This is a genomic window from Amycolatopsis dongchuanensis (assembly GCF_039542405.1).
GTDB lineage: Bacteria > Actinomycetota > Actinomycetes > Mycobacteriales > Pseudonocardiaceae > Amycolatopsis_E > Amycolatopsis_E sacchari.
Window position 1 is genome coordinate 1 of sequence record NZ_BAABIB010000184.1, and the last position, 22271, is coordinate 22271.

The following is a 22271-nucleotide window of genomic DNA, read 5'->3' on the forward strand; positions in this document are numbered from 1 at the left end:
TATCGCCCGCAGGAACGCCGACCTTTTGGTCAGCTACCACGCCAGCCGACGCGCCAGCATTCCCAGCATCGGTTCGGCCAGCATTCCCGCCAGCACTACGGCCAGCATTCCCGCCAGCATCACGGCCAGCCGACTCGCTGCCCTTATCGCTGGTTGCGTTGGCGGCGGAAAGGTCGGCTGGATCGTGACTGGCATCTGCGGCCTTCTTGAGGCTGCCCTTCTTCTGCACAGCGTTCATCAAGCCTGCCATCAGGCCACCCTCCCTACCGCGTTCAGCACGTGGGTGTAGCTGTTGATGAGGTCTTTTGCGTCAGCTTTGTCGGCCGCCACGGTGATCGGCACGCACGCACCGCGGGCTTCTTGTCGAATAACTCGCTTCGGCACTGCCACGTCGAGCACTTCCGACCCGAACTCCTCGGCGAACTGGTCGTCGTAGTACTTCGCCAGCTTCGTCCGCGGCTCGACGATGTTCCGCACGACACCGACCTTGCGCAGCTTGTTCGGGTTGGTGCGCGCCATGAACTTGTGCGTTCGCATCGCGTCGCGTACGCCGATCTGCCCATCTGCGTTCAGCGTCCCCGGAAAGATGACGTGAGTCGCTGCGAGCAGGCCCGCGCCGACCAACTTGCCACCTGCTCGCGGCGGCAAGTCGATGACCACCAGGTCGAACTGCTCGGCCACGCCCTCGAGCGAGATCCTGAGCCGATGTTCGAGGTCCGGGGTGGTGTTGTCGGTCTCGCGGTTGGCGAGCGCCCGTTCGGCGGCCAACACGCGCACGTTATCTCCCCATGCCTTCCCCGCCGGCCGCAGCGCTTCGGCGGCCAGGCCGGACAGCTCGGGCAGCTCGTCCGGATCGGCCTCGCGATCCTCGTACAGCAGGTCGTTGACGCTGTACTCGCCCTCGTCCGCGCCCAGCTCCTCGGTAAGAGTGGCTCGCGGGTCGAGGTCGACGCCAAGGACGCGTCGGCCGTTCGCGGCCATGACGGCGATCAGCCCGCCCGCCAAGCCAGACTTGCCAACGCCGCCCTTCTCGCTGTCGATGGCGAGCACAACCGGCCCGTCAGGGTTCCAGGTCAGGGTGATCTCAGTGCGGAGTTGTCGTTCCAGCACATCCCATACGGTCAGGTCCGTCGTCATGGTCACGGGCGCATCTTGGCAGTCAACAGTTCGGACAAGCAAGACGGCTTGCCTTTTCGCAAGCGGAAAAGCTGACGACGCGGCTGGCGGAGGGGTATACACGCCTCCCGTTGACGCAAGAACGCCCGTTTTAGCATCGCGCGGCGGGGGGTGGCACCGACGGGTTTGTCCGGGGCTCGACACAGGCCGAGGTTCTCCTCCGCGCCCGGTCGGCGATGACCCTCACCCGCAGGGACCAGCCCCCGGAGATCACCCAGTGTCACTCTCCGTGCTAGAGTCCCGTTTGCGCCTCGCGCGCAACGCGCAACGCACGTTGGGCCCCCCTTGGTTGGCCATCGCCGACTTTCCAGTTTCCACTTTCCAGTACCGAGAGTGACGGGCGTGGCGTGTGCGGCTGGCACTCACCACCCGCCTGTTTCCGGGTCGTGGTTGCACCTGACGACGGGTGCGGTCGGGTCGGTCGAGTCGGCCGGAAAGAAGCCGTACTCGTCGCACATCTGGCAGGCCGCGATGGCGGCGCGGCGGGCGGCGATCTCGGCTTGCCGGGCGGTCTCGATCTTGGTTTGGCGGCGCTCCTGGAGTGTCGGGCTGGTGGTCTCGATGTGTCGGATGATCTTGGACTTGCTCGGCGGCATGTGGGCGTCCGCGCGGGCGAACCTGGCCTTGATCCAGCCGCGCGGGTTGTAGATGAACCGCGGCAGGTTTGCGTACTCGGGCACGCCGTGGATCAGGTCGGCGAGTTCGTTCCAGGCCGGCGGCACCCCGTTCCAGCCGCCGAGGATCTCGTTTTGGGCGTGTCCGTGAGTGACGTTCCATGCGGCGAGCAGTCCGCTGCCCCGTATAACGCTTGTTAACCAGCGGCGCGAGACGCCGATGCAGAGGTCCGGGTGCAACCGCGACTCCAGCAGCCACTCAGCGGCCCGTACAGCCTCGCTCTGGCGGCTCCTGGGCCGATCACCCTCGGAAGGGGCTGTTTGGCCGCTGACGGTCGAATCAGCGCCATTCCGACCGGACCGAACCCCTTCTTCGTCTGAGCCCGGCGTAGCCGGTCGTTTATCCACAACTTGTACGTCTCTGGACTTCAGTTGATCAATGGTTATGACCTGCGGGGGGTGGCCATTTTGATCAGGACGGAGCAAGCCAGCCACGTTTCCGCAGGTCAGGGCGTCGGCTGCCTCGGGGCCGGCCAGGCGGGTCAGCTGCCCGTCGTGCCCGATGGCGAACAGCTCGCGGTAGACGGCAGCGTTCACCGCGGGGACCAGTTCGGCGCTGTGGTGCCGCGCCACGGCCTCGCCGGGGGTAGCGGCCAGCTTGGTGCACGCGCGGGCGATGGCGGCCTCCTCGGCCTTCTCGGCCTCGCCGAGGGGCACGCGCAACTCGTACACCGGCACCAGTTGCACCAGGTCCGGCTCCAGCTCCTCGGCCGCGTCCAAGGCCGCCCGGTCGGCGGGGGAGAGGGCAGTTTCGGCGGCCGCCGCCGCCGCGTCGCCGAGCAGGCCGTCGTGCACTGCGTCCAGCTCTGCCCTCGCACGGGCGATCGCCGCGTCCTCGGCGGCCACCGCGGCCGCCATCCGCGCCTCGCGTTGGGCCTGCTCGGCAGCGGTCTCGTCGTCGGGGATCGTCTGGCGCGGCATCTGGCAGCCCGGAAGCACCTCGTGGAGCAGGCCCTCGCGCTGCAGCCACGCCACGCAGCGCCGGACGGTGCGCGTGGAGCAGCCGACCGCAGCCGCGATCTCCTCCTGCGAAATCCAGGTGAGTGGGCGGCGCTGTCGGTACGAGGGGTCGTCTGAGCAGCAACGGAGCACGTTCGCGATGCGCCACCACCGGCGCCTCTTCGGGTTGTACTTGAACTCGGTGCCGGTCTGCTGCTCGATGCGAGCGGCTACGGCCTCGATCCAGGCATCCAGGGAGTCCGCCACGCGGGTATGCGTCGGCGGGACGCGCTCCAGCACCCAGCGCACCAGGTCGCAGCGCGCCGGCACGGCGATGAGCCGCAGGGTGTCCCACCGGATGCCCGCCTCGATCAGGCAGCGGTCGATCGGGTGGCGCTGGTCGTACTCCTCGGCCTCGGCCAGCAGTGCCTCGAACTCGGCGGAGCCCTCCAGGCTGAGCCTGAGCTGGCCGTCGTCGTCGAGCGCGGCCTGTACCGCGTCGTCGCCGCCGGCGGTGAGCCAGCAGCGATCGCAGACGACCAGTTCGTTCGCCGGGATCAAGCCGTCGCCGGGGGCCTGCGGTGACCGCGGCCGGCCCGGCGCACGTCGGCACTTCACGCAATTGCCACGTTGAGCAGCGCGAACAACGGGCGGGGCAGGTGCTGTGGTGGTCACGCGACCACCACCAGGCGGACGTCGGCGACCGCGCCGACAGCCCAGGAACATCCGCGAAAGCAGGTGATTCCCCGGTGCGAGCAGGTGATTCCCCGGTGCGCTGGCATCGACGCGGCATTAACGAGCCGGTCACGGCCACCAACAGGCAGTGCAGCAGCCAGGACAGAGACACGTGTGGCCGGTACGACACCCCGCGCGAGCAGGTATTTTGGGCGCGCGGGGGTACCAGCCGAGGCCAAGTTTGGTATGGTTGGCTCCAGCTTCGAGCAAGCCACCTGACCAACCGGAGAACTCCCCTCCTACAAGGAATTCCGGTGGGCTAGGTGTACAGGCGAATATTGTTCGGCGGTTAACGCCCCCATTGAGTTGGCAGCTCAGGGGGCGTTTCGTCGTTTACGCGGCAGTCAAAGGCAGCTCCTCCTGACTGGTCTGGTTCCGCTGCGCAGCCTGAGCTTGGTGGCGCGCGAGGACACGCTTTCCCCTCTTGCCGGCCGCGGCCAGCAGGTCTTCGAAGAGATCGTGGGGAAGCACTGTCACGTAGGGGTCTTCGCGGCGGGTGATCAGCTTCGGTGCGCCGCTGGCAACAACGGCAGCCAACTTGGCCGAGATGTTGCGATTGAACTCGCCGATCTGCATCACGCCTCCCGTGCGGTCTTCGTAGAGCACCGGAAAGCTAGCAGGGGTGTTTGCAAAAACGGGACCTTTGTCGTCGCTCGGCGTGTCGCATTGTCCCTGGTCAAGGCTGGCAATGCAGCTGTCGTTCTTGCCAGCATTAACGCAAGCGAAAAGGCTTCCCGCGATCACGAGCGCCCTCCAAGGTCTCGGAGTCGTTCGGAGTACTCGATGGCTTGCGGCGCGTCGGGAGCCGCTTGTTTGATCGCCGTGTCGAGGTCGCGGGCGACCATGAGCAGGCTCGGCAGGGACTTCCGGTCCGTACTGATCGCCTTCACGCCCCACTCGACGGCACCGTCGATGTCGCCACGGCGGGCCGCGACAGTGCCGAGCGTGAGTCGAGCTTCGGCGTTTCGCATGACCGAGCGCTCGGTGCCGTCCCAGTCGGTGCCGGCGGCCAGCACCTCGTGCGCCAGCTGCTCGGCTGCGTCATCGTCGCTGCTCAGGTGCCGGTAGACGTCCATCGCGTAGAAGTCGTACTTGGACGGATCGACCACGAAGTGGTTGCCAATGTTGGTCGGGTACTCCATCGGTTCGAGCAGTCGGCGGCCGCGGTCCAAGGCCTCCAGCGCGGCCTTCGGGTCGCCCATGCGCGCGTACGCCTTCGCTTCCTGGGCGGCCAGCTGCACGCTGACGCCGTGGTTCCCTGCGGCGGCCGCACCGGCCTGCGCGGCGGTGAGCACCCCGCGGTAGTTGCCGGAGGTCAGGGCCTGCCACGCGGAAATCTCGTGCGCCCAGCCCTGGATGCCAGCGTGGCCGGCCTCGCTGCCGAGGCTCAGGGCATGCCGCCGGGTGATCTCGGCGGCCCGGGCGTTGCCGGTGTCGTACTGGACGCAGGAGACCAGCAGCGCGAGCCAACCGGCCTGCACCTGAACTTCCCGGCGTTGTGCGAGGGTCATCGGCTGCTGGATCAGCTGGACCAAGCGGGCCAGCCAGGCGCGTCCTTCGGTTAGGAGCTGCTCAGCGGGGGTGTAGGCGTACTCGGTGCACAGCTTCTCGACCGTCAGCAGGACGCCGTGCAGTACCGAGTTGTCAACGCTGGAGTACTGGAGCTGCTGCAACAGCTCAGGCACCTCGCCGTCCGGCAGCAGCTCGATCCGCCGTGCAGGCGGGAACAATGCGCCGGACACGGTGCTGAACAGGGTCGCGAGGTACCGCTTGTTGTCCTGGCGGATGCCACCGCCGGCCTCCCACATCTTCCACGAGCGCAACAGCGATTCTTCACTCGCGAGCACGACTCCGTGCTGCTCACGAGTGGTACGGCGGAACTCCCTGACCGCCTCCGTTTGAGACCACCCGCGGCGCTCGCGCTCGCGCCGGATGCGCTCGCCCCACTCGATTCGCCCAGGCTCGTTGATCTCTAGGTCCATGCCGTCCTCGTGCTCATGCTCCATACCGCCAGTCTTCGACAACAACGGCCGTTTTCGCAGGTGAAGAACTGGTGAAACGAAGTCTCACCAGTTCTTCACTGCCGCCAACGAGCGTCAGCTCCGATGATCGAAATATCGAACCTTGACAACTCCATAGTGCGTCTTCCCTGCTCAGAGCCACAGCCGAACGAGAGGGATGCTTCCTCTTGTGACCCCCCTTGATGCATCCTACGATGCCGATACGCGCATCGCCTAGTATCAGACCGAAGGGATCCGTTGATGGACGAGTACACCCAGATCGCTGGCTGCAAGAACGGCAACTGCCCGAAGGTGTTCGTGCACAACAACCGCGTGTTCGTCCAGGGCATGACGGACGCAAGCGGCCAGTTCACCCCGCCCGAAGGCGAGGCTGTGGTCGAAATCCCGCTCGACGTCCTGCGAGAGGCCGCAAGGGAGGTACTGGCGTGACGACGCTGCTCGACCTGTTGGACGGCTTCACCTCGTACGCCTGGCGACTCGAAGCGCTGGATACCTACGACGTCAGCGACGAGCGCGAGCAGTTCAACGACTTCATGGCCGGACGGACACCGAAGCCATCTGCGGACGACCTGGAATGGCAAGCCCGCGCACGTGCGGTGGTTGCCTCTGGTCGCAAGATCGGCCGCGTCCGCATGGTGGGCCATCCCGTCACCGACTACACCCGGTTCGAGTGGGCCGCCTACCCCGACAACATCGCCGCCGGCGAAACGATCAAGGTGTACGACCGATCGTGGCCCGGCGGTACAGATCCCCGCTTTGATCAGGACTTCTGGCTCTTCGATGATCGAATCGCTGCGGTCATGACCTACACCAGCGGCGGACAGTTCCTTGGCGTCACCATCACCGAGGACGTCGCCCCGTTCCTGGACATCAAGCAAGCGGCCGTGGCCCGATCCGTTCCGTTCCACGAGTACACACTGCTGCCCGCACCGCGCGCCGAGGGGGAGGTCGGTCGCAATCGGGCAGCTGTGACCAGCGAGGAGACCTCACCGAGTGCCCACTGACGACAACCTCAGCTCTCGCCGAACAAGACTCGGCGAGCAGCTACAGCGGCTTCGGAAAGCCACCAGGGTCAGCGGCCGGACAATGGCTGCTGACCTCGGCTGGAGCCAGCCCAAGATTTCCCGCGCCGAGTCGGGGCTCAACTTGCCTCCGCTCGAGGACATACGCCGCTGGCTCGACTACTGCAACGCCTCCGAGCAGCAGAAAGAGGAGGTACTTGGGCTAGCCGAAGACATCGCCACCGAGGTTGTCACCAATCGAGAACTCAACCGCGGCGGGCACGCCGCTCAGCAGCGCGTACGCATCCAACACGACGCCGATGCCGACCTCTTCTGCATCTACCAACCCGAGGTTGTCCCCGGCTTCCTACAGACACCGGAGTACACACGTCGACTGCTCCTAGAGATCGGCGCCGCCACCCCAGACACCGTGGCCGATTCGGTCGCCGCTCGGATGGAGCGGCAGGCGATCCTCTATGACGAGTCGAAAACGATCAGCGCGGTGATCACCGAGACCGCCTTGGCCTGGCAACCTTGGCCAGCCAGTGTCTCTCGAGAGCAACTCGACCGGCTCCGAACTTTGGCGGCCCTACCGAACGTGCACATCGGCATCGTGTCTCGCGAGCAGCAGAAGAAGGCGCCAACGTCGAACAGCTTCGTGCTCACTCACTGGCCCGATGGCGCGACTGATGTGGTTACGGAGTCCCTGACAGCCGAAGTCACGATCACCGACCCGGCCGACGTCGCGGTCTACCAGCGCATGTTCAAGAAGCAACAGGAGTTTGCCGCTTACGACGAAGCCGCGCTGGTCCTGCTCGATCGCATCGCGGACGAGCTGGACTAGCCGCTAGTCCATTCGAGGGGGCATCGCCACTAATAACGCATTCACTCTTGTGATACGTGCATCACGCGGTTAGTCTCGCATCATCGCGTATCACTCCTGCTCGCGGCGGCAACCGGGGGCAGGGGAGGACAACTGAACACGATCCACAGCGAGCAAGAAAGTGGCCCCGCCTGGCGGCAACCAGGACGGGGCCGGAGCAGAAGACCGATCCACAGCGATTGGAGGTATCTGCGATGTCGAGCGTACAGCTGGCATCCAGCGACGAGGGCCGTGTCCCGGTCGTCGTCATCCGAAAGGCCGCACTTCCCCCGCGGGTGTCCGACTTCGAGGACCTCGTGCCTTCCCTGGCCGAGCAGCGCGCGCAGCGGCGGCGGCTGCGGAGCCTGGCGCCGGACAAGCGTTCGGGTCTGCGGGGTGCCGCATGAGCTGGGTTCACGATGCTGCGTGCCGCGAGGAGAGCCCGGAGCTGTTCTTCCCGGTCGGGACGAGCGGTCCGGCGCTGCGGCAGACCGCCAGGGCCAAGGCCGTGTGCGCGGGCTGCCCGGTCCGCTCGGAGTGCCTGGAGTGGGCGCTGGAGTCTGGCCAGGACGCCGGTGTGTGGGGCGGTCTGTCCGAGGACGAGCGGCGCGCGGTGAAGCGGAGCAGCGAGGCTGAGCGGCAGGAGGTGCGGGCATGACCGGCACCGAGTACTCCACCGACCCTGCCGCGGGCGAGTTGGTCGCTGAGCAGGGCGAACAGGCCGTGGCAGCGCGGTCGACCGCGGGGTCGCCGCTGGAGGACGCGGAGAACATCGGGGCGCCGCTGCTGGTCACGTTGGTGGGCGGCATGGCGCTGGTGTTGGCGGTGCTGGCCCCGGTGGCCGGGGTGAAGCTCGGCGGCGTGCTGATCGTCGTGGCGGCCGCGGTTGTCGTGTTCCGGCTGCTGCGCCGGGGTGGTGGTTCCCGATGACGAGCACGATCACCACCCCGGCGGGCGGCGGGTTCGGCGCCCGCCGGACTGGCCGCGAGGCGCTGGCCGGGTTCCTGTCCACGGCGTCGGCCGAGACCGAGATCGGCCGGCGGGTGCGGGGGCTGCTCGGTGAGCTGGCCGAGATTGAGCAGGACCGCGAGCTGGCCGGCCGCTACCTCGAGCCCGGCACCTGGTTGCGCGAGCTGGCCGAGGAGGAGCGCGACGTCTGGGACCACATTGTCGAGGCGCTGACGGCTGTGAGCAGTGCGAACACGAAGAAGGAGGAGCAGTGACGGTAATCGACGAGCGACCGCGGAACGGGCATGCCGTGGAGCACACGGCCCCCGGCCGGCCGCTCGACGTCGAGCTCGACGAGCCCGGTCAGGACGGCTGGGACGCGGACGCCACGCCCGAGCCCGAGGTGGCCGAGCCGGGGGAATCGGAGATGGTGCGCGAGCTGCGGCGGCGGGTCGCGGACCGAGAGACCGCGAACGAGCTGGCGCGCCAGTACGTGACGCTGGCCCAGGACCCGGTACTGCACGAGGTGCCCTCCAAGGCCGAGGAAGCCAAGGACACCAAAGTTGCCGCGAAGATCCGCACCAAGCAGCGCAAGGAGCGCAAGCGTGCGGGCAAGGCGGAGGTGCGCCGGGCGCGGCGGAACCGCATCTGGGATTTCTGGGACGAGCGCGCGGCGCGGGCCCGGGACCGGGTTCTGGATCCGGCGCGGGCGATCGGCGCGGACTACCGCAAGCTGGTCGCCTCGAGCTGGGCCGCGTTCACGCTGATCGCGGGCGGTGTGGCGTTCATGGCGAAGAACGTGCACGACGGCCTGGTGGGCGTGGACGGCACCTGGACGGCGTACTTGGTCGAGCCGCTGGCCAGCGTCTTGCTCGCGATCTCGATGGTCGCGCAGTTCACCGCGCGCAAGCGCGGCATCACCATCACCCGCGGCTTCTACTGGTTCGACGGGTCGCTGGCCGCGGCATCGGTGCTGCTCAACGTCATTCCGAGCGGCATCCGGTTCGACTGGCAGGCCGGTGATCTGCTCGCCCACGTGCTGGTGCCGACGCTGGTGGTCACCGCGGTGATCGCCTGGCACCTGGCCTCGAACCTCTACGGCGAGGCGATCGCGCAGTCCAAGGACGCGCCGATCGTGATCCCCCGCGACGACCAGATCACCGGTGAGCACCTGGCGCTGCTGCGCAAGGCGACCGCCGAGGGCCGGCTGCCGGTTCACCCCTCGGTCAACCAGGTGATCAAGACGCTGCGCGAGTCGCTGCGGGCCAGCAACGGCACCGGCATCGGTCACGAGGCCGCCCGCCGCATCGCGGCGATCTACCTCGGCGGCCGCTAACCCCCAGTCGTCGGCGGCCAGACCTCCTGAGAAGCGGGGCTCCCCCTCACCCGCTGGTCCGGCCGCCGGCTTTCCCCACCAGAAAACGAAAACCCAACCCAACCCCCAATTCAGGAAGGAGTGATTCGGCGATGGCCTGGCTTTTGCTCATCTTCTCGACCGGGCTCTTGGTCCTGCTGCACAAGAAGTGGAAGAAGTGGAAGAAGTGGTGGGTGGTGGGCATCGTGACCGCCCTGTTCGCTTCCTCGCTCGCGTCCACCGAACTCGGCGGCTGGTTGGCAGGGCTGCTGCGCAGCCTGCTGAACCTGCTCCCCGTGAGCGGGGCGCTCGTCGCGGCGGTCCTGGTCCTGCTGCTGGTCCCCGCGGTGGTCTACGGGTTCGTGCACGACCGCAAGGCCGACAAGTGGGAGATGACGGCGCTGATCCTGCTGCCGCTGCTGTTCATCATCGCCTCCGGCCCGGTCGCCGCGCACGGCGGTGACCTCACCGACGCCATCACCGGCTTCGGCAGCAACGGCCTGGGCTACCTGGTGAGCGGCTGATGGCGGGCCATCGCGACGGACGCAGCGCCCGCGTGGCGCGGTGGCGCCGCATGTATTGGGAACGGCTCGAGCGGGTCAAAAGCGACACCGACCAGATCGCGGCTGCTGCTGATCACCTTCGGATCGCGCTCAACAAGTGCGCCTCTCCCGAGCAGCGCGGCGACATCATCGCCACCGCGGTGGCTGACCTGGTCGCGCCGGCCGAGGAGCTTCTGACTCGCTACGAAAGGAAAGGCCGATGACCAGCACCGCCCCGCCGGAAACGGCCACGGAGGTCACCACCGAGATTCCCGCGGTGTCCGAACAGGACACGCCGGGCTCGCCGGTGTCGAGCAGGCCCGCCGAGCAGCCGCTCGGCGCCGAGTCGGCGCCGGTGTCGCTGGCGGACTACAGCAAGCAGTGGGCGGACAAGGCCCGCCGGCACTGGACCCCGCCCGACGTGTGGGACAAGCCGCGGCCGCCGCTGAAAAGCGCGTGGCTGTGGGCTCGCTACGGCGAGCACCTGCCCGACGACAACGCCGTGCGGACGGTCTCGCGCGTCACGGCGGCGATCCGGCTGCCGTTCAAGGCGCTGTTTTTGTACCTGGACTGGATTTTCGACCGCGATTCGCGCGTCGTGGCGGCCGCGGTCCTGGTGCTCGTCGTGATCCAGGCCGTCTTCCACCCGTTCTTCTGAGCCCGACAGGGAGGCCAGAACCACGATGTTCCTCTTCTGCCTGCTGATCGCGTACGTGATCGTGCGCGTCAGCGAAGACATCACCGCCGCGGTGCGGAAAGAACCGCCACCACGGCAGAAGATCCGGGAGGCCAAGCTCGCCGCGCGGGAACGCAACGGCGGCCGGGTGCCGCAGGGCTCGTTCGGGCGCTACCTCAGCGGCCTGATCGACGACGCCTGGGATTCGGCCCATCACAAGCGCGAGCTGATGGCCGATCACCGCAGGGAAAAGCAGGCGCGCAAGGCCGCCGCGAAGCAGGAGCGCGACCGGCAGCGCTGGGCCCGCAAGGACGCCAAGCGCGGCGGCGCTGGGTTCGGCGCCGAGGTGCCGAACCCGGGGGAGACCACCCCGGCCGCGGGCATCGGCCGGCCGGGCCAGCCCGGCCAGCGGCCGGGTCAGCCCGGCCCGGCCGGGTTCTACGCCCAGGTCCCGCAGCCGGGCCAGGGGCCGGCCGCCCAGCCGAGCCCGCAGCCCACCGGCTACTCGAGGCTGACTCCCGAGCAGCGGCAGCTCGTCGACGCGTGGATGCGCGCCAACTCCGAGGGCCGGCATTTCGCGACGAGCCTGCCCGACTACTTCGGGCTGCCCGCCGATGTCCGCGCGGACATGGTGGCCGACGCCTGGCGGGTCGGTTTCCGGCCGGGCGGCACCGTCGACGGCCGGGAGGTCCCGATCAGCGAGTGGGATCCCGACGCGGTGCGGCTGCTTCGCGAGCGCGGCATCACCGAGCCGCCGCGGCCCGACCCGGTGCCCGAGCCGCCTGAGCGGCAGCCCACCGGCGGGCTTCGCCCGGCGGCGGCGCCCGCCGGGCAGCCGTCCGGGATGCCCGAGTCTCCCGCTGCGGGCGCGACGCCCGCGGCGGGCAAGTCCGCGCCGCAGAAGGCCGCCGAGGACGCCGAGGCCGGGTCCGAGGCGGGCGGCGCGGAGGAGAAGACCGATCCGGTCCCCGACGCCAAGGAGGTCGCCGAGACACCACTGCCCGACAACGTCATCCCGTTCAAGCGCGACATCGTCACGACCACACGAATGGAGCTTCCCGTGACCAACCCCGAGATCACCGGCCTGGATGGTGCGATCGCCTACGCCCAGGGCATGGCCTCGCAGTGCACCCACGCCTACGACCAGATCAGCGCGATCCTGCCGACCGGCGACGAGACCGCCGCCTCCTGCGAGCAGGCCCGCGCCGACCTGGAGGCCGGCGGGGTGACCGGTCAGGCCCTCACCGACATCAGCTCGGTGCAGGAGCAGATGACCGGCGCCATCCAGGAGCTGCAGGCGGCGCTCGCGCAGCTGGAGGCGGCCGCCGCGGCCGCGAACAGCCTGTCCAGCGAGCTGGAGAGCCACCGCGGTGTCCAGGAGGCCTACGCGGCCACCCCGGACGCCGGCAGCAAGGAATTCGTCACCGCCGAGTAGCCAGCGCGGTGTCGTTTCGGTCCCGCACACCCTTGCCCCTCGCCGGGGTGTGCGGGCGCCGTGGCCGACACCGGCCAGACCAGGGAGGGACCAACGCCATGCCGAAAACCGCATCTCGATCTGCCCGGCGCGGGCAGGGCGGTCGCCCGGCCACCGTGACGCCGGAGCTGGAGCAGCACATCGAGCGCACCGCGGCCAGCTTCGCCGAGGCCACGGTGCGGGCGATGGCTGCGCTGCCCGACGGCATCAGCATCGACCAGACCGGCCAGAACGGCGGGGAGGGGGAGCAGGCGCCCAAGCCGCGTAACCGTGCCCAGCGCCGCGCCGAGCAGCGGGCCGAGCGCACGCTGCTGGCCGACATCGAGCGGCGGAACCGCAACCAGCTGATGCCGCACTACATCACCGCAGGCCTGGTCGGGTTGGCGCAGGTGGTCCACGCGCTGGCCGCCCAGGCGCACGCGGCCGGGGTCGCGGCGGTGGTGACCGGCCTGGCGTGCGCGGCCGCCGGAGCGGCCGGCCACGTGCTGCTGCGCCGGCGCGAGCACCTCCTGGCCGAGTGGACGCTGTGGTCGGGGCTGCTCACCGCGGCGATGTCGCTGTGGATGGTCAGCGCCGTGATCTCCGGGTTCACCTGGGGCAGCCTGGCGGTGGCGCTGGCCGGCGACTACGCCTTCGGCGCCCGCTGGTGGGCGGCCAACCGCCACCCCGAGGCCGTCGAACCCGAGGCGGAGCCCGAGCCCGAGGTCGCGCCGGTTGAGGTGGACGAGTCGCTGCTGGCGCTCTACCCGCGGCGCTGGGCCGACTACCTCGGCGGCACCGGCTGCATTCTGGCCGGCTCCCAGCTGGTCAGCGGTGAGCCGTTCAAGCACGGCATCGAGTACATCCTGCGGTTGCACCCCGGCAAGCACGACCTGGACATGGTGCGCGCGAACATGTCCAAGATCGCCAGCGGGCTCGGGCATCCGCAGACCAAGCTGACCGTCGATCCTTACGAGGAGAACCCGGCGCTGGCCCGGTTCCGCGTGGTCACCCACTCGCCGGTCGCCGCCGACGTGTACTTCCACGGCCCGCAGTACGACGACGGCCAGATCGTGCTCGGCCCCTACATCGACGGGCTGGGCGACGCGGTGTGGCGCCTCTACACCGACAACAGCATCTGGGGCGGGTTGATCGTCGGCGGCACCGGCTCGGGCAAGTCCCGGCTCATCGACGTCATCGCCCTGACCGCGCTCTACACCGGCTACACCTACGTCATCCACGTCGACGGCCAGGACGGCATGTCCTGCCCGCAGCTGTGGGAGCACGCCCAGGAGCGCTACGGCGCCGACGACGCCGAGTACGCGCTGCGCCGGCTGATCGCGATGCAGCAGTACCGGCAGCGCAACCGCCACGGCGGGGGCCACGGGTTCAACCCGGCCCCGGAGTACCCCGGCATCCTCGTCATCGTCGACGAGGCGCACGTGGTGGTCACCAAGGAAAACGCCGAGAAGTGGGCCAAGCTCGCGCGCGAGGCCCGCAAGGTCGGCATCGCGGTGATCATGGCCGACCAGGACGGATCGCTGGAGACGTTCAAGAAGTCGGTGCTGCGGGGCAGCCTGCGCGCCGGCAACGCGGTCGGCCTGCGCACCGACGAGCGCAGCCAGGGCCAGATCCTGGCGCACGGCCAGTTCAACCTGCACGACCTGCCCGCCATCCCCGGCTACGGCCACACCCTCGGCGAGGTCGCCCGGCACGCCCCGTTCAAGAACCGGTGGGTGCCCACCCGCGAGGACGCGGCCAAGCGCGAGGCCAAGGGCAAGCCGCTGCCCCAGGGCCTGCGGCTGGTCGAGGACTGGTACGAGCAGGCCCCGAAGATCGCCCTGGACCACGGCACCCTGCACGCCGGCAACCGGGCACGCCGCGACGGCCTGGCCGCCGCGCCTGCCACCACCCCTGCAGCCATGCCCGCGCCGGCGGCCGCGCAGGCCGCCCCCAGCACCGCGCAGGGCGACGCCACGCCGCGGCCGATGCGGATGGTGCTGCCCACCGTGCCCAAGCTGCGCGGCACCGATGGCGCGAACACCCCGACCAGCCCGACCCCGGCCGCCACGGCCACCCCGGCAGTCCCGGATGCGGCGGGTTCGGAGCAGCTGGGCATGGAGCTGTCGAAGTCCGAGCAGCGCGTGCTCGCCGCGATCCGCGCCGGGCACACCCAGCCGAGCACGATCGCCGAGCACGTCGGGCTGACCCGCCAGCGGGTCGGTGCGCTGCTGGGCACGCTCGCCGGCAAGGAGCTGGTCACCAAGACCGGCAGCGGCCCGGCGGTGCGCTACGAGGCCACCACCGCGGCGGCCTGACCGAATCGTCCGGGCGGCGCGCAGACGCCCTGAGAAAGCACCGCGCGCCGCCCGGAGCACCACAACTACCCAACCCTGCAGAGGAAGGAGCTCTTCGTGGCTCACATCAAGGCCGGTGATCGCGTCCGTCTGGTGCGGAGCTGGCACGACCCGAACCGCAGTGGCGGCCGCGACGTTTGCATCGAGGGCACGGTGGCCGAGTACACCGACCTCGGCGACGGAAAAGGGGCGTTGCTGCTCACCGACGTGCCGGACACCCTGCGTGGCTACTGGGACGCGCCGTCCTCGGACCATCAGCAGACCACCACTGTCGAGCTGCTGTAGCCCGGCAGCAGGTCAGGCGATGCTGTTGTACACGTCCTCGGCCACGTTCAGGATGCGCGAGGCGGCCTCGTTGTCGGCCCATCCCTGGCCGGCGCGGCCTTCGGTGACCATCAGCAGCACCCGGCGCCGCAGCTCGGCGTCGGCGTGGTCGTCACCGGACTTGCGCAACCAGCGGGTGAAGTCGCCAGCCAACGACTCGATCGCCTTCTTGCTGTTGGGCGGGCCGAGGACGTTCACCGCGGCCTGCGTGGCGACGAACCGGTTGATCACCTCCGGGCGCAGGCCACCAAGGCGCGCCGCGTGGGAAAAGGTCTCCGTGTCGCTCACGAGCACAGGATACCCGGCCCCACCAGCAGTTCACGCCACCGAAATACCTCGGTGAGCTGCGCAAACACCGGCCGGACACGGATGACGCCCTGAGAAAGCCCTCCGTTGCCGGCCCGCGCACCCACCACCCAACCCCGATCGGAAGGACCCGTATGCCCTCCACAGCCCTGCCCTCGGCACCGGCGCCGCTGCTGCGCGCGCCGCTGCACGACCACGGCCGCCTGGCGCTCGGCCCTGCCCTGCGCGGCGGCGGCCACGCCTACTACCCGCTGGCCACACCGCGCCGGATGCGCCACGGCGTGATCGTCGGCGACGCCGGCGTCGGGGTCAGCAACGCGCTGACCGTGCTGGCGGTGACCGCCCGCGCGGCGATGCCACTGGTCACCGCCTACATCAACGGCCAGCACGACCTCACCAACCCGGCGCTGGCCCGCCAGGCCACCGTGCTGGTCCAGAGCGCCGACGTCGCCGAGACCGCGATCGCCGCCCTCGAGCGCGTGGTGCGCGCCCGCGCCGAGCTGCTGGCCGCCATGCAGGCGGGCAGCTACCCGGCGGCCGGGCTGCCTGCCCTGCTCGTCGCCATCAGGGACGCCCACCGGGTGTTCGCCGGCCACGGCGAGCGCTGGGCCGCGGTGGTGCGCCTAGCCGGCGAGCTCGGCATCGGCGTGCTCGCCACCCTGCCCGACACCCGGCTGACCTCGTTCGGCGACAGCTCGGCGCTGCAGACGCTGCTGCTCAAGCAGGTCGTCGCCCTGCGGACCCGCTGCTCACTCACCGTCGACAAGCTCGCCGCGAAAACGGCCGTTTTCACGGCGATGGGGTCCGGGTCGGCGAACCTGACGGTCAAGGAGCCCCCGGCGGCGCTGCGCAGCGAGCTGGGCGCGGCGCCAACGGGGGTGGGGCAGCTGTTCGTGGACCGCGAACCGCCGGTGGCGTTCGCGTCGTTCCGGCTGGCCGCGGGCGGCACCGAGGCGCTGGTCGAGCGCGGCCGGCGGCGCTGGCTGGTGACCTACCCGGACACCGAGCTGGACGCCCCGACCCGCGCCGCGTTCGGCGACCTGGTCCATCGGGGCACCGCGTGATGGCGGGCACCGCGCCGACAGAGGCGCCCATCGATCGCAGTGGCTGCCCCGCGCGCCGGCACGGCACAGTCTCTGCGCGTCGGCATCACGGCTGCACTTGCCCGGACGCCGAGGCCAAGTACCGGCGGTACAACCAGTTCCAATACGCCGGGAAGGCCCACCTGAGCCCGGATGTCGATCACCGGATCGACGCGACCGGCACCCGGCGCCGGATTCAGGCGCTCTACGCGATCGGGCACCGCGAACACGATCTCGCGCGGCGGCTGGGCTACACCAGCCCCAAGCGGGTGTTCGCCGAGCGGGCGTGCGTGATCCCGTTCATGCACAACTCCAGTAGCCGCGCCCGGGTGTACCAGTCCACCGCGGCGAAGGTGGCCGCGCTCTACGAGGAGCTGCGCGACGTGCCCGGCCCCTCGACGCATCTGCGCGCGCGGGCACGGCGCTGCGGCTGGTTCCGGCCCGACGAGTGGGATACCGCCGACATCGACGATCCCGACTCGACCCCCGATACCGCCGGTACCCGGCCGCGGGTCGTGGAGACCGACCCCACGGATCCCTGGTTCGGGGCGCTGTGCCGGTCCGGGCGCTACGACCCCGAGCTGTGGTGGGCCGGCACGCAACGCTCCAGCGCACAGGCGGTGCGGGTGTGCGGGCACTGCCCGATGCGCCGCCGCTGCCTGCAGCACGCGCTGACCGCTCCGGAGAACTACGGCGTGTGGGGCGCGCTGAGCGAGCGCAAGCGCCGCGCGGTGCGCGCCGAGTTGCGCCGCCAGCTCGCCGGCCGACCAATGGTGGGCTCGCCCGAGCTGACGGCCGTCCTCGACTGCTACACGCCGGCCGCCGGTGACGACGCCGGCGCCGCCGGAACGGGGGTCGACGGCTGATGATGGGCCGCACGCACGCCCTGACCGGGGCGCTGGCCGGGTTGCTGATCGGCCGGGCGACCGGGCTGAGCCCCGACAGCGGACAGGAACCTGGGGTGGCGGCGACGCTGACCGCGTGCGCCGCGCTCGGCCCGTTCGCCGCGGTGACCGCCGGCTACGCCCTGGTGCCCGACCTGGATCACCGCACGTCGACGGCGACGCGGCTGCTCGGGCCGGTCACCAGGCTGCTCTCCCGCGGATTGCGGGGCACCTCGAGGTGGCTCTACGAGCACACCAAAGGGCCGGCCGACGAACCCGGTGGTGAGCATCGGCACCTGACGCACACGCTGGTGTTCGCCGCCGCCCTGGGCGGCCTGTGCGCGGCCACGACCGCGGCCTGGGGGCCGTGGGCCGTCCTCGGGTGGCTGACGTTCGGGCTGCTGCTGGCGGTGGACCGGCTCGGCCTACCCGCCCTGGTCGCCTACGGTGCCGGAGCCGCGGCGTGGCTGCCGGCCACGCTGAGCGCGAGCGGGCTGCCTGACGGACAAGCCGTGCTCGCCGCGCTCGATGCCTCCTCGGGATGGCTGGGCCTGGCGGTCGCGCTGGGCTGCGCCGTGCACTGCCTCGGCGACGCGCTCACCGAGTCCGGGTGCCCACTGCTGTGGCCGTTCCTGCCGATCCGAGGCGAGACCTGGTACGAGGTCCGGCCGCCGTCGTGGTTGCGGTTCCGCACCGGCAAGCGGTTCGAGCGGCTGGTGGTGTTCCCCCTGGTCGCTCTCGGCTGCCTGGCGGCCATCCCCGGCCTGCTGCCGCAGGTGATCGAGCTGGTCACCCCGCCGGCGCAGCCGGCCGCAGGAGGTGGGCTGTGGTGACGCACCACCTGGACACGCTGGCCTTCCCGGAGCCCGACCAGATGACGGTCGAGGAACGCCTGTGGCGGGCCGACGAGTGCCGCAAGCACGCGACCGCGCTGCGGGAGCAGGCCGGGGTGCTCTACGCCGGCGCCCCCGCTCAGGCGCCGCTGGCGATTCAACAACTCGACGAGTTCGCCGAGCGGCTGCTGCTGCGCGCCGCCCGGCTCGAGGTTCCGGAAAGGAGCCGCTGACCGTGACCACCGTCGTCCTGGCGCTGCTGGCCTGGCTCGCCCTGTACTACCTGGCCTGCCAAATCTGGCCCTACACCGCGTGCGGCCGCTGCAACGGCGGCAAGCACACCAGCCCGACCGGCAAGGCCTGGCGGAACTGTTCCCGATGCGGCGGCACCGGCAAGAAGCGCCGCCTGCTCGCCCGCAAACCCTGACCTCACAACGGAAATCGAGGCTCATGTTCGTCGTCTGGATCATCGGCGCGCTGCTCCTCCTGGCCGCGGCGGTGGCGTGCGCCCTGCTGGTGCACACCCGCCGCGCGCAGCGGCGCACCGATGTCGGCACCGGGCCGCAGTACGCGCCGACCAGCGTCGACCCGCGGGGCCGCTGGCAGGTCAGCCGCCTTGGCCCGGACCTGCTCGAACCCGCGCCGTACGTGCTCGACACCGACCACGACGGCCCGACTGGGACACCGCCGCCGCCCACCGTGCGCACGCAGCCGGCCTCCCGTCCCCGATCCGAACGTCGCGACCGCGGCACCGAGTGAAAGCGAGGACACCGACCATGCCCGGCACCGACACCGCGCTGTACACCGCGGCCGCGGACGCGGCCTGAGGGAAACCACCGAAGTGATCACCAAGAAGGGAAACCTGTTGGAGAACAACAACAACCGGCGCATGCAGACCGACGTGGCGGACTGGTTCCGCGAGCTGTTCGGCCAGTTCGTCGAGTGGATGGAGGACCGCACCGACCGCGAACTCAACGGCGTCCAGGCCGTGCTCATCGCGGTCGGCGTCGGCGTGCTGGCCGCCAGCACCCTGGCGTTCGCCGTCTGGCTGATCATCCAGGTCGTGCACCTGATCCAGTGGGTATTCAGCGGGAACGCCAGCACCGACATCGGGCACGCGCTGTCCGCGCTGCCGGTGGTGCACGTGGCGACCGACCCGATCGGCGCATGGGCCGAGCAGCACGCCGCCGGCCTGCCGGTCTCCGCGGCCACGTTGCTGACGGTGTGGGCAGTCGGCGGGGGAGTGCTGTTCGTTGCCGGCCTGGTCGGCGCGCGCGGCGCCCGGATCGCGTGGCCGCTCTACGGCGCCGGCACCGCCGCGATGGCCTGGGCCGGCGCCGCCGAGCCGCACCGCCCGATCGCGGCCGGGCTGATCGTCCTGGCCTGGGGCGTGGCCTCGATCCTCGTGCTGCACCGCGGCGGCCACCGGGCGCGCACGCACATCACCAACGTGCTTCCCGCCCGCGAGCCCGCGATCGACCACCACCAGAGCGTGCACGATGCCGTAGAGCACGTCCGTACCCGCACGACCGCTTCCGTCCGCTGAGCAGCGACAAGGAGATCACGCGATCATGGACCTCAAGACCGCCATCCAGAAGATCACCGACGAATACGTCGTCCCCGAAGGTCAGACCGCCGACCCCGGTGAAGTGACCTGGGAAGCCCGCGGGGCGCTGACCGTCGACGAACTCGACTCCTGGCAGGGCAAGGTGGCCCCGGACGTCATCGAGGCCTACCGCACCGTGCTCGGTGCCAGCGCGGACGACGTGACCCGCGCCCTGCGGTAACCACTCCCGCCACCAAGCCCAGCGGGCCCCGGCCGAGTCGGCCGGGGCCCGCTGGCCTTTACGCCCGATCCCCGGCCAGCGCAGCCTCGGCAACCCTCTCGGCCGCGGGCCTGATGTGAGTGGTCACCGAAAGTCCCGCGAGGCGTGCTGGATGGTCATCGGCAGGTGTTCGAGGCGGTCGGCGCGCAGACTGATGACGCCTTCGGGCGAGCGTTGGACGATGCCGCGCACGAGCATCGCCGAGCTGACGCGGGCGACTGTTCGGAAGGCTGACCAGGTGTTTTGTTCGACGACGACGTTGACCATGCCGGTTTCGTCTTCGAGGTTGAGGAAGGTGATCCCGCTGGCGGTCGCGGGCCGCTGCCGGTGGGTGACCGCGCCGCCGACCCGGATGCGGGTGCCGTTCTCAACGTTGGCGAGGTCGACGACGCGGAGCGCGCCGAGGTCAGTGAGGCGGTCGCGGACGAACTGGATGGGGTGGGTGCCCGGGGTGACGCCGGTGGCCCAGGCGTCCGCGGCCGCGAGCTCGAGCTTGGTCATGCCGGGCAGGGCGGGTGCGTCGAGCCCGGGGGCGAGGCCGGGTAGGTGCTCGGGGCGGTGCCGGGCGGCCGCGCCGGCGGCCCACAGTGCCTGGCGGCGGTCCTGTCCCCAGTCCGAGAATGCGCCGGCGGTGGCCAGGGCTTCGAGCGCGGGGGTGTCGAGCCGGACCCGGCGGGTGAGGTCGTCCTGCGAGGTGAACGGCCCCCCAGCGCGGGCGGCGACGATCGCCTCGGCGACGTCGCGGCCGAGGTTGCGCACGGTCCCGAGTCCGAGCCGGACCGCGAGCCCGCCGGTGCTGCCCTCGTGGGGTTCGAGCGTGGCGTCGACGAGGCTGGCGTTGATGTCGGGGCCGAGGGTGATCACGCCGTGCCGGCGGCCGTCTTCGACCAGCGACTGCGGGCTGTAGAAGCCCATGGGCTGGGCTTTGAGCAGTCCGGCGAGGAACGCCGCCGGGTGGTAGCACTTGAACCACGCGGATGCGTAGACCAGCAGCGCGAAGCTGTGGCTGTGGCTTTCCGGGAAGCCGTAGTCGGAGAAGGCGTAGATCTGGTGGAAGATCTGCTCGGCGAGCTCGCCGGTGATGCCGCGTTCGGCGGCGCCTTGGAAGAACCGGCGCGCCAGGCGGGCCATCTTCTTCCCGGAGCGCTTGGAGCCCATGGCGCGGCGGAGCTGGTCGGCCTCGGAGGCGTCGAACCCGGCGCAGTCGATGGCCATCTGCATGACCTGTTCTTGGAACAGCGGCACCCCGTAGGTCCTGTCGAGCGCGCCGGCGAGCAGCGGGTGGGCGTGCTCCCAGGGCTCGCCCTGGCGGCGGCGGATGAGCGGGTGCACTGAGCCGCCCTGGATCGGGCCGGGCCGGATCAGCGCCACCTCGATGACGAGGTCGAAGAACTCGCGCGGCCGCAGCCGCGGCAGGGTGGCCAGCTGGGCGCGGGACTCAACCTGGAACACGCCGACCGCGTCGGCGGCGCAGAGCATGTCGTACACCTTGGGGTCGGCGAGGTCGAGCTGGGCGAGGTCGATGGCCGTGCCTTCGAACTCGGCGACGAAGTCGATCATGTAGTGGATCGCGGAGAGCATCCCGAGGCCGAGCAGGTCAAACTTCACCAGCCCGACGGCAGCGCAGTCGTCCTTGTCCCACTGCAGCACCGTGCGGCCCTCCATCGCGGCCCACTCGACCGAAACGACCTCGGTGACCGGCCGGTCGCAGATCACCATGCCGCCGGAGTGGATCCCGAGGTGCCGGGGGAAGCCCTCCAGTGCGCCGGCGATGTCGAGCACCGGCTGCGGCACCCCGGTCTCCTCCGGCGTGGCGGAGTCGATCCCGGACCAGCGGTCGAGGTGCTTGGACCAGGCATCCTGCTGCCCCGGCGAGAACCCGAGCGCCTTGGCCGCATCACGGACCGCGGACTTCGCGCGGTAGGTGATGACGTTGGCGACCTGCGCGGCGCGGTGCCGGCCGTGGCGGGTGTAGACGTACTGGATCGCCTCTTCGCGCCGGTCGGACTCGATGTCGACGTCGATGTCCGGCGGCCCGTCCCGCTCCGGAGCGAGGAACCGCTCGAACAGCAGGCCCCAGCGGATCGGGTCGGCGTTGGTGATGCCCAGGACGTAGCAGACCGCGGAGTTCGCGGCGGAGCCGCGGCCCTGGGCGAGGATGTTGTGGCTGCGGCAGAACTCGATGATGTCCCACACGATGAGGAAGTAGCCCGGGAAGTCCAGCTTCTCGATCACGTCGAGCTCGTGCTCCAGCTGCGCGTAGGCCTTCTCGTTGGTC

The 22271-nt window shown here is 70.2% G+C and carries 29 protein-coding genes; 23 read left to right on the forward strand and 6 right to left on the reverse strand.

Annotated features, from left to right (window positions below):
- Positions 1 to 289: hypothetical protein (locus tag ABFX51_RS39375; protein WP_346056998.1), on the forward strand; the 289-nt coding region annotated here is incomplete at its 5' end.
- Here the strand turns inward: ABFX51_RS39375 and ABFX51_RS39380 are convergent.
- The 4 genes from ABFX51_RS39380 to ABFX51_RS39395 all read right to left on the reverse strand — a co-directional run bounded on the left by ABFX51_RS39380 (position 250) and on the right by ABFX51_RS39395 (position 5530).
- A complete protein-coding gene (locus tag ABFX51_RS39380; RefSeq protein ID WP_346057044.1) occupies positions 250 to 1137 on the reverse strand; it encodes a ParA family protein in 888 nt (295 codons plus the stop codon). The genes ABFX51_RS39375 and ABFX51_RS39380 overlap by 40 nt on opposite strands.
- Before the next feature lie 401 nt (positions 1138 to 1538).
- A complete protein-coding gene (locus ABFX51_RS39385) occupies positions 1539 to 3464 on the reverse strand; it encodes a hypothetical protein (protein WP_346057000.1) in 1926 nt (641 codons plus the stop codon).
- 393 nt (positions 3465 to 3857) lie between these two features.
- Positions 3858 to 4268 (reverse strand): hypothetical protein, encoded by a 411-nt coding sequence (locus ABFX51_RS39390; RefSeq protein ID WP_346057001.1) that lies wholly within the window; start codon positions 4266 to 4268, stop codon positions 3858 to 3860.
- A complete protein-coding gene (locus ABFX51_RS39395; protein ID WP_346057003.1) occupies positions 4265 to 5530 on the reverse strand; it encodes a tetratricopeptide repeat protein in 1266 nt (421 codons plus the stop codon). Before ABFX51_RS39395 ends, ABFX51_RS39390 begins: the two co-directional genes overlap by 4 nt.
- A gap of 255 nt (positions 5531 to 5785) precedes the next feature.
- Here ABFX51_RS39395 and ABFX51_RS39400 point away from each other — a divergent pair, with 255 nt between their 5' ends.
- The 14 genes from ABFX51_RS39400 (at position 5786) to ABFX51_RS39465 (ending at position 15023) form a co-directional block, all read left to right on the forward strand.
- A complete protein-coding gene (locus ABFX51_RS39400; protein ID WP_346057004.1) occupies positions 5786 to 5974 on the forward strand; it encodes an RNA-binding protein in 189 nt (62 codons plus the stop codon).
- Entirely contained in the window at positions 5971 to 6549 is a 579-nt protein-coding gene (locus ABFX51_RS39405) for a DUF6879 family protein (protein ID WP_346057006.1), read from the forward strand. Before ABFX51_RS39400 ends, ABFX51_RS39405 begins: the two co-directional genes overlap by 4 nt.
- Positions 6539 to 7390: a helix-turn-helix domain-containing protein gene (locus ABFX51_RS39410; RefSeq protein WP_346057007.1), complete on the forward strand. Its 852-nt coding sequence runs from the start codon at positions 6539 to 6541 to the stop codon at positions 7388 to 7390. The genes ABFX51_RS39405 and ABFX51_RS39410 overlap by 11 nt, the downstream gene beginning before the upstream one ends.
- A 233-nt stretch (positions 7391 to 7623) precedes the next feature.
- Complete coding sequence (locus ABFX51_RS39415) at positions 7624 to 7815, forward strand: hypothetical protein (RefSeq protein WP_346057009.1); 192 nt, start codon at positions 7624 to 7626, stop codon at positions 7813 to 7815.
- Entirely contained in the window at positions 7812 to 8066 is a 255-nt protein-coding gene (locus ABFX51_RS39420) for a WhiB family transcriptional regulator (protein ID WP_346057011.1), read from the forward strand. Before ABFX51_RS39415 ends, ABFX51_RS39420 begins: the two co-directional genes overlap by 4 nt.
- Positions 8063 to 8338 carry a hypothetical protein gene (locus ABFX51_RS39425; RefSeq protein WP_346057013.1) on the forward strand — a complete coding sequence of 92 codons (276 nt, stop codon included), beginning with the start codon at positions 8063 to 8065 and terminating at the stop codon, positions 8336 to 8338. The genes ABFX51_RS39420 and ABFX51_RS39425 overlap by 4 nt, the downstream gene beginning before the upstream one ends.
- Positions 8335 to 8631 carry a hypothetical protein gene (locus ABFX51_RS39430; protein WP_346057014.1) on the forward strand — a complete coding sequence of 99 codons (297 nt, stop codon included), beginning with the start codon at positions 8335 to 8337 and terminating at the stop codon, positions 8629 to 8631. The genes ABFX51_RS39425 and ABFX51_RS39430 overlap by 4 nt, the downstream gene beginning before the upstream one ends.
- Complete coding sequence (locus tag ABFX51_RS39435) at positions 8628 to 9692, forward strand: hypothetical protein (protein WP_346057016.1); 1065 nt, start codon at positions 8628 to 8630, stop codon at positions 9690 to 9692. Before ABFX51_RS39430 ends, ABFX51_RS39435 begins: the two co-directional genes overlap by 4 nt.
- Positions 9693 to 9823: 131 nt before the next feature.
- Positions 9824 to 10234: a hypothetical protein gene (locus tag ABFX51_RS39440; RefSeq protein ID WP_346057017.1), complete on the forward strand. Its 411-nt coding sequence runs from the start codon at positions 9824 to 9826 to the stop codon at positions 10232 to 10234.
- The gene (locus ABFX51_RS39445; RefSeq protein ID WP_346057019.1) at positions 10234 to 10476 is read left to right on the forward strand and encodes a hypothetical protein; all 243 of its coding nucleotides are present in this window, start codon (positions 10234 to 10236) and stop codon (positions 10474 to 10476) included. Before ABFX51_RS39440 ends, ABFX51_RS39445 begins: the two co-directional genes overlap by 1 nt.
- Positions 10473 to 10910 carry a hypothetical protein gene (locus ABFX51_RS39450; RefSeq protein WP_346057021.1) on the forward strand — a complete coding sequence of 146 codons (438 nt, stop codon included), beginning with the start codon at positions 10473 to 10475 and terminating at the stop codon, positions 10908 to 10910. The genes ABFX51_RS39445 and ABFX51_RS39450 overlap by 4 nt, the downstream gene beginning before the upstream one ends.
- Before the next feature lie 25 nt (positions 10911 to 10935).
- Positions 10936 to 12363 (forward strand): hypothetical protein, encoded by a 1428-nt coding sequence (locus ABFX51_RS39455; RefSeq protein WP_346057023.1) that lies wholly within the window; start codon positions 10936 to 10938, stop codon positions 12361 to 12363.
- Between the two features lie 98 nt (positions 12364 to 12461).
- Positions 12462 to 14699 (forward strand): type IV secretory system conjugative DNA transfer family protein, encoded by a 2238-nt coding sequence (locus ABFX51_RS39460; protein ID WP_346057024.1) that lies wholly within the window; start codon positions 12462 to 12464, stop codon positions 14697 to 14699.
- Positions 14700 to 14795: 96 nt separating this feature from the next.
- Complete coding sequence (locus ABFX51_RS39465; protein WP_346057026.1) at positions 14796 to 15023, forward strand: hypothetical protein; 228 nt, start codon at positions 14796 to 14798, stop codon at positions 15021 to 15023.
- A 12-nt stretch (positions 15024 to 15035) separates the two neighbouring features.
- Here the strand turns inward: ABFX51_RS39465 and ABFX51_RS39470 are convergent, their stop codons facing one another.
- Positions 15036 to 15350, reverse strand: coding sequence for a hypothetical protein (locus tag ABFX51_RS39470; RefSeq protein WP_346057027.1), 315 nt, complete (start codon positions 15348 to 15350; stop codon positions 15036 to 15038).
- Between the two features lie 152 nt (positions 15351 to 15502).
- Here ABFX51_RS39470 and ABFX51_RS39475 point away from each other — a divergent pair, with 152 nt between their 5' ends.
- From ABFX51_RS39475 to ABFX51_RS39510, 8 genes are all read left to right on the forward strand, one after another.
- Positions 15503 to 16432 carry a hypothetical protein gene (locus ABFX51_RS39475; protein ID WP_346057029.1) on the forward strand — a complete coding sequence of 310 codons (930 nt, stop codon included), beginning with the start codon at positions 15503 to 15505 and terminating at the stop codon, positions 16430 to 16432.
- A complete protein-coding gene (locus ABFX51_RS39480; protein WP_346057030.1) occupies positions 16432 to 17316 on the forward strand; it encodes a WhiB family transcriptional regulator in 885 nt (294 codons plus the stop codon). Before ABFX51_RS39475 ends, ABFX51_RS39480 begins: the two co-directional genes overlap by 1 nt.
- Complete coding sequence (locus ABFX51_RS39485; protein WP_346057032.1) at positions 17316 to 18167, forward strand: metal-dependent hydrolase; 852 nt, start codon at positions 17316 to 17318, stop codon at positions 18165 to 18167. Before ABFX51_RS39480 ends, ABFX51_RS39485 begins: the two co-directional genes overlap by 1 nt.
- Positions 18164 to 18400, forward strand: a complete 237-nt coding sequence (locus ABFX51_RS39490; RefSeq protein WP_346057034.1) for a hypothetical protein — start codon at positions 18164 to 18166, stop codon at positions 18398 to 18400. The genes ABFX51_RS39485 and ABFX51_RS39490 overlap by 4 nt, the downstream gene beginning before the upstream one ends.
- Positions 18401 to 18402: 2 nt before the next feature.
- Complete coding sequence (locus tag ABFX51_RS39495; protein ID WP_346057036.1) at positions 18403 to 18594, forward strand: hypothetical protein; 192 nt, start codon at positions 18403 to 18405, stop codon at positions 18592 to 18594.
- 23 nt (positions 18595 to 18617) lie between these two features.
- On the forward strand, positions 18618 to 18926 hold the full coding sequence (locus tag ABFX51_RS39500) for a hypothetical protein (protein ID WP_346057037.1): 309 nt from the start codon (positions 18618 to 18620) through the stop codon (positions 18924 to 18926).
- 82 nt (positions 18927 to 19008) lie between these two features.
- Positions 19009 to 19713, forward strand: coding sequence for a hypothetical protein (locus ABFX51_RS39505; protein ID WP_346057039.1), 705 nt, complete (start codon positions 19009 to 19011; stop codon positions 19711 to 19713).
- 25 nt (positions 19714 to 19738) lie between these two features.
- Positions 19739 to 19954: a hypothetical protein gene (locus ABFX51_RS39510; RefSeq protein WP_346057040.1), complete on the forward strand. Its 216-nt coding sequence runs from the start codon at positions 19739 to 19741 to the stop codon at positions 19952 to 19954.
- 123 nt (positions 19955 to 20077) lie between these two features.
- Here the strand turns inward: ABFX51_RS39510 and ABFX51_RS39515 are convergent.
- On the reverse strand, positions 20078 to 22271 hold a 2194-nt coding region (locus ABFX51_RS39515; RefSeq protein ID WP_346057042.1), incomplete at its 5' end, for an error-prone DNA polymerase.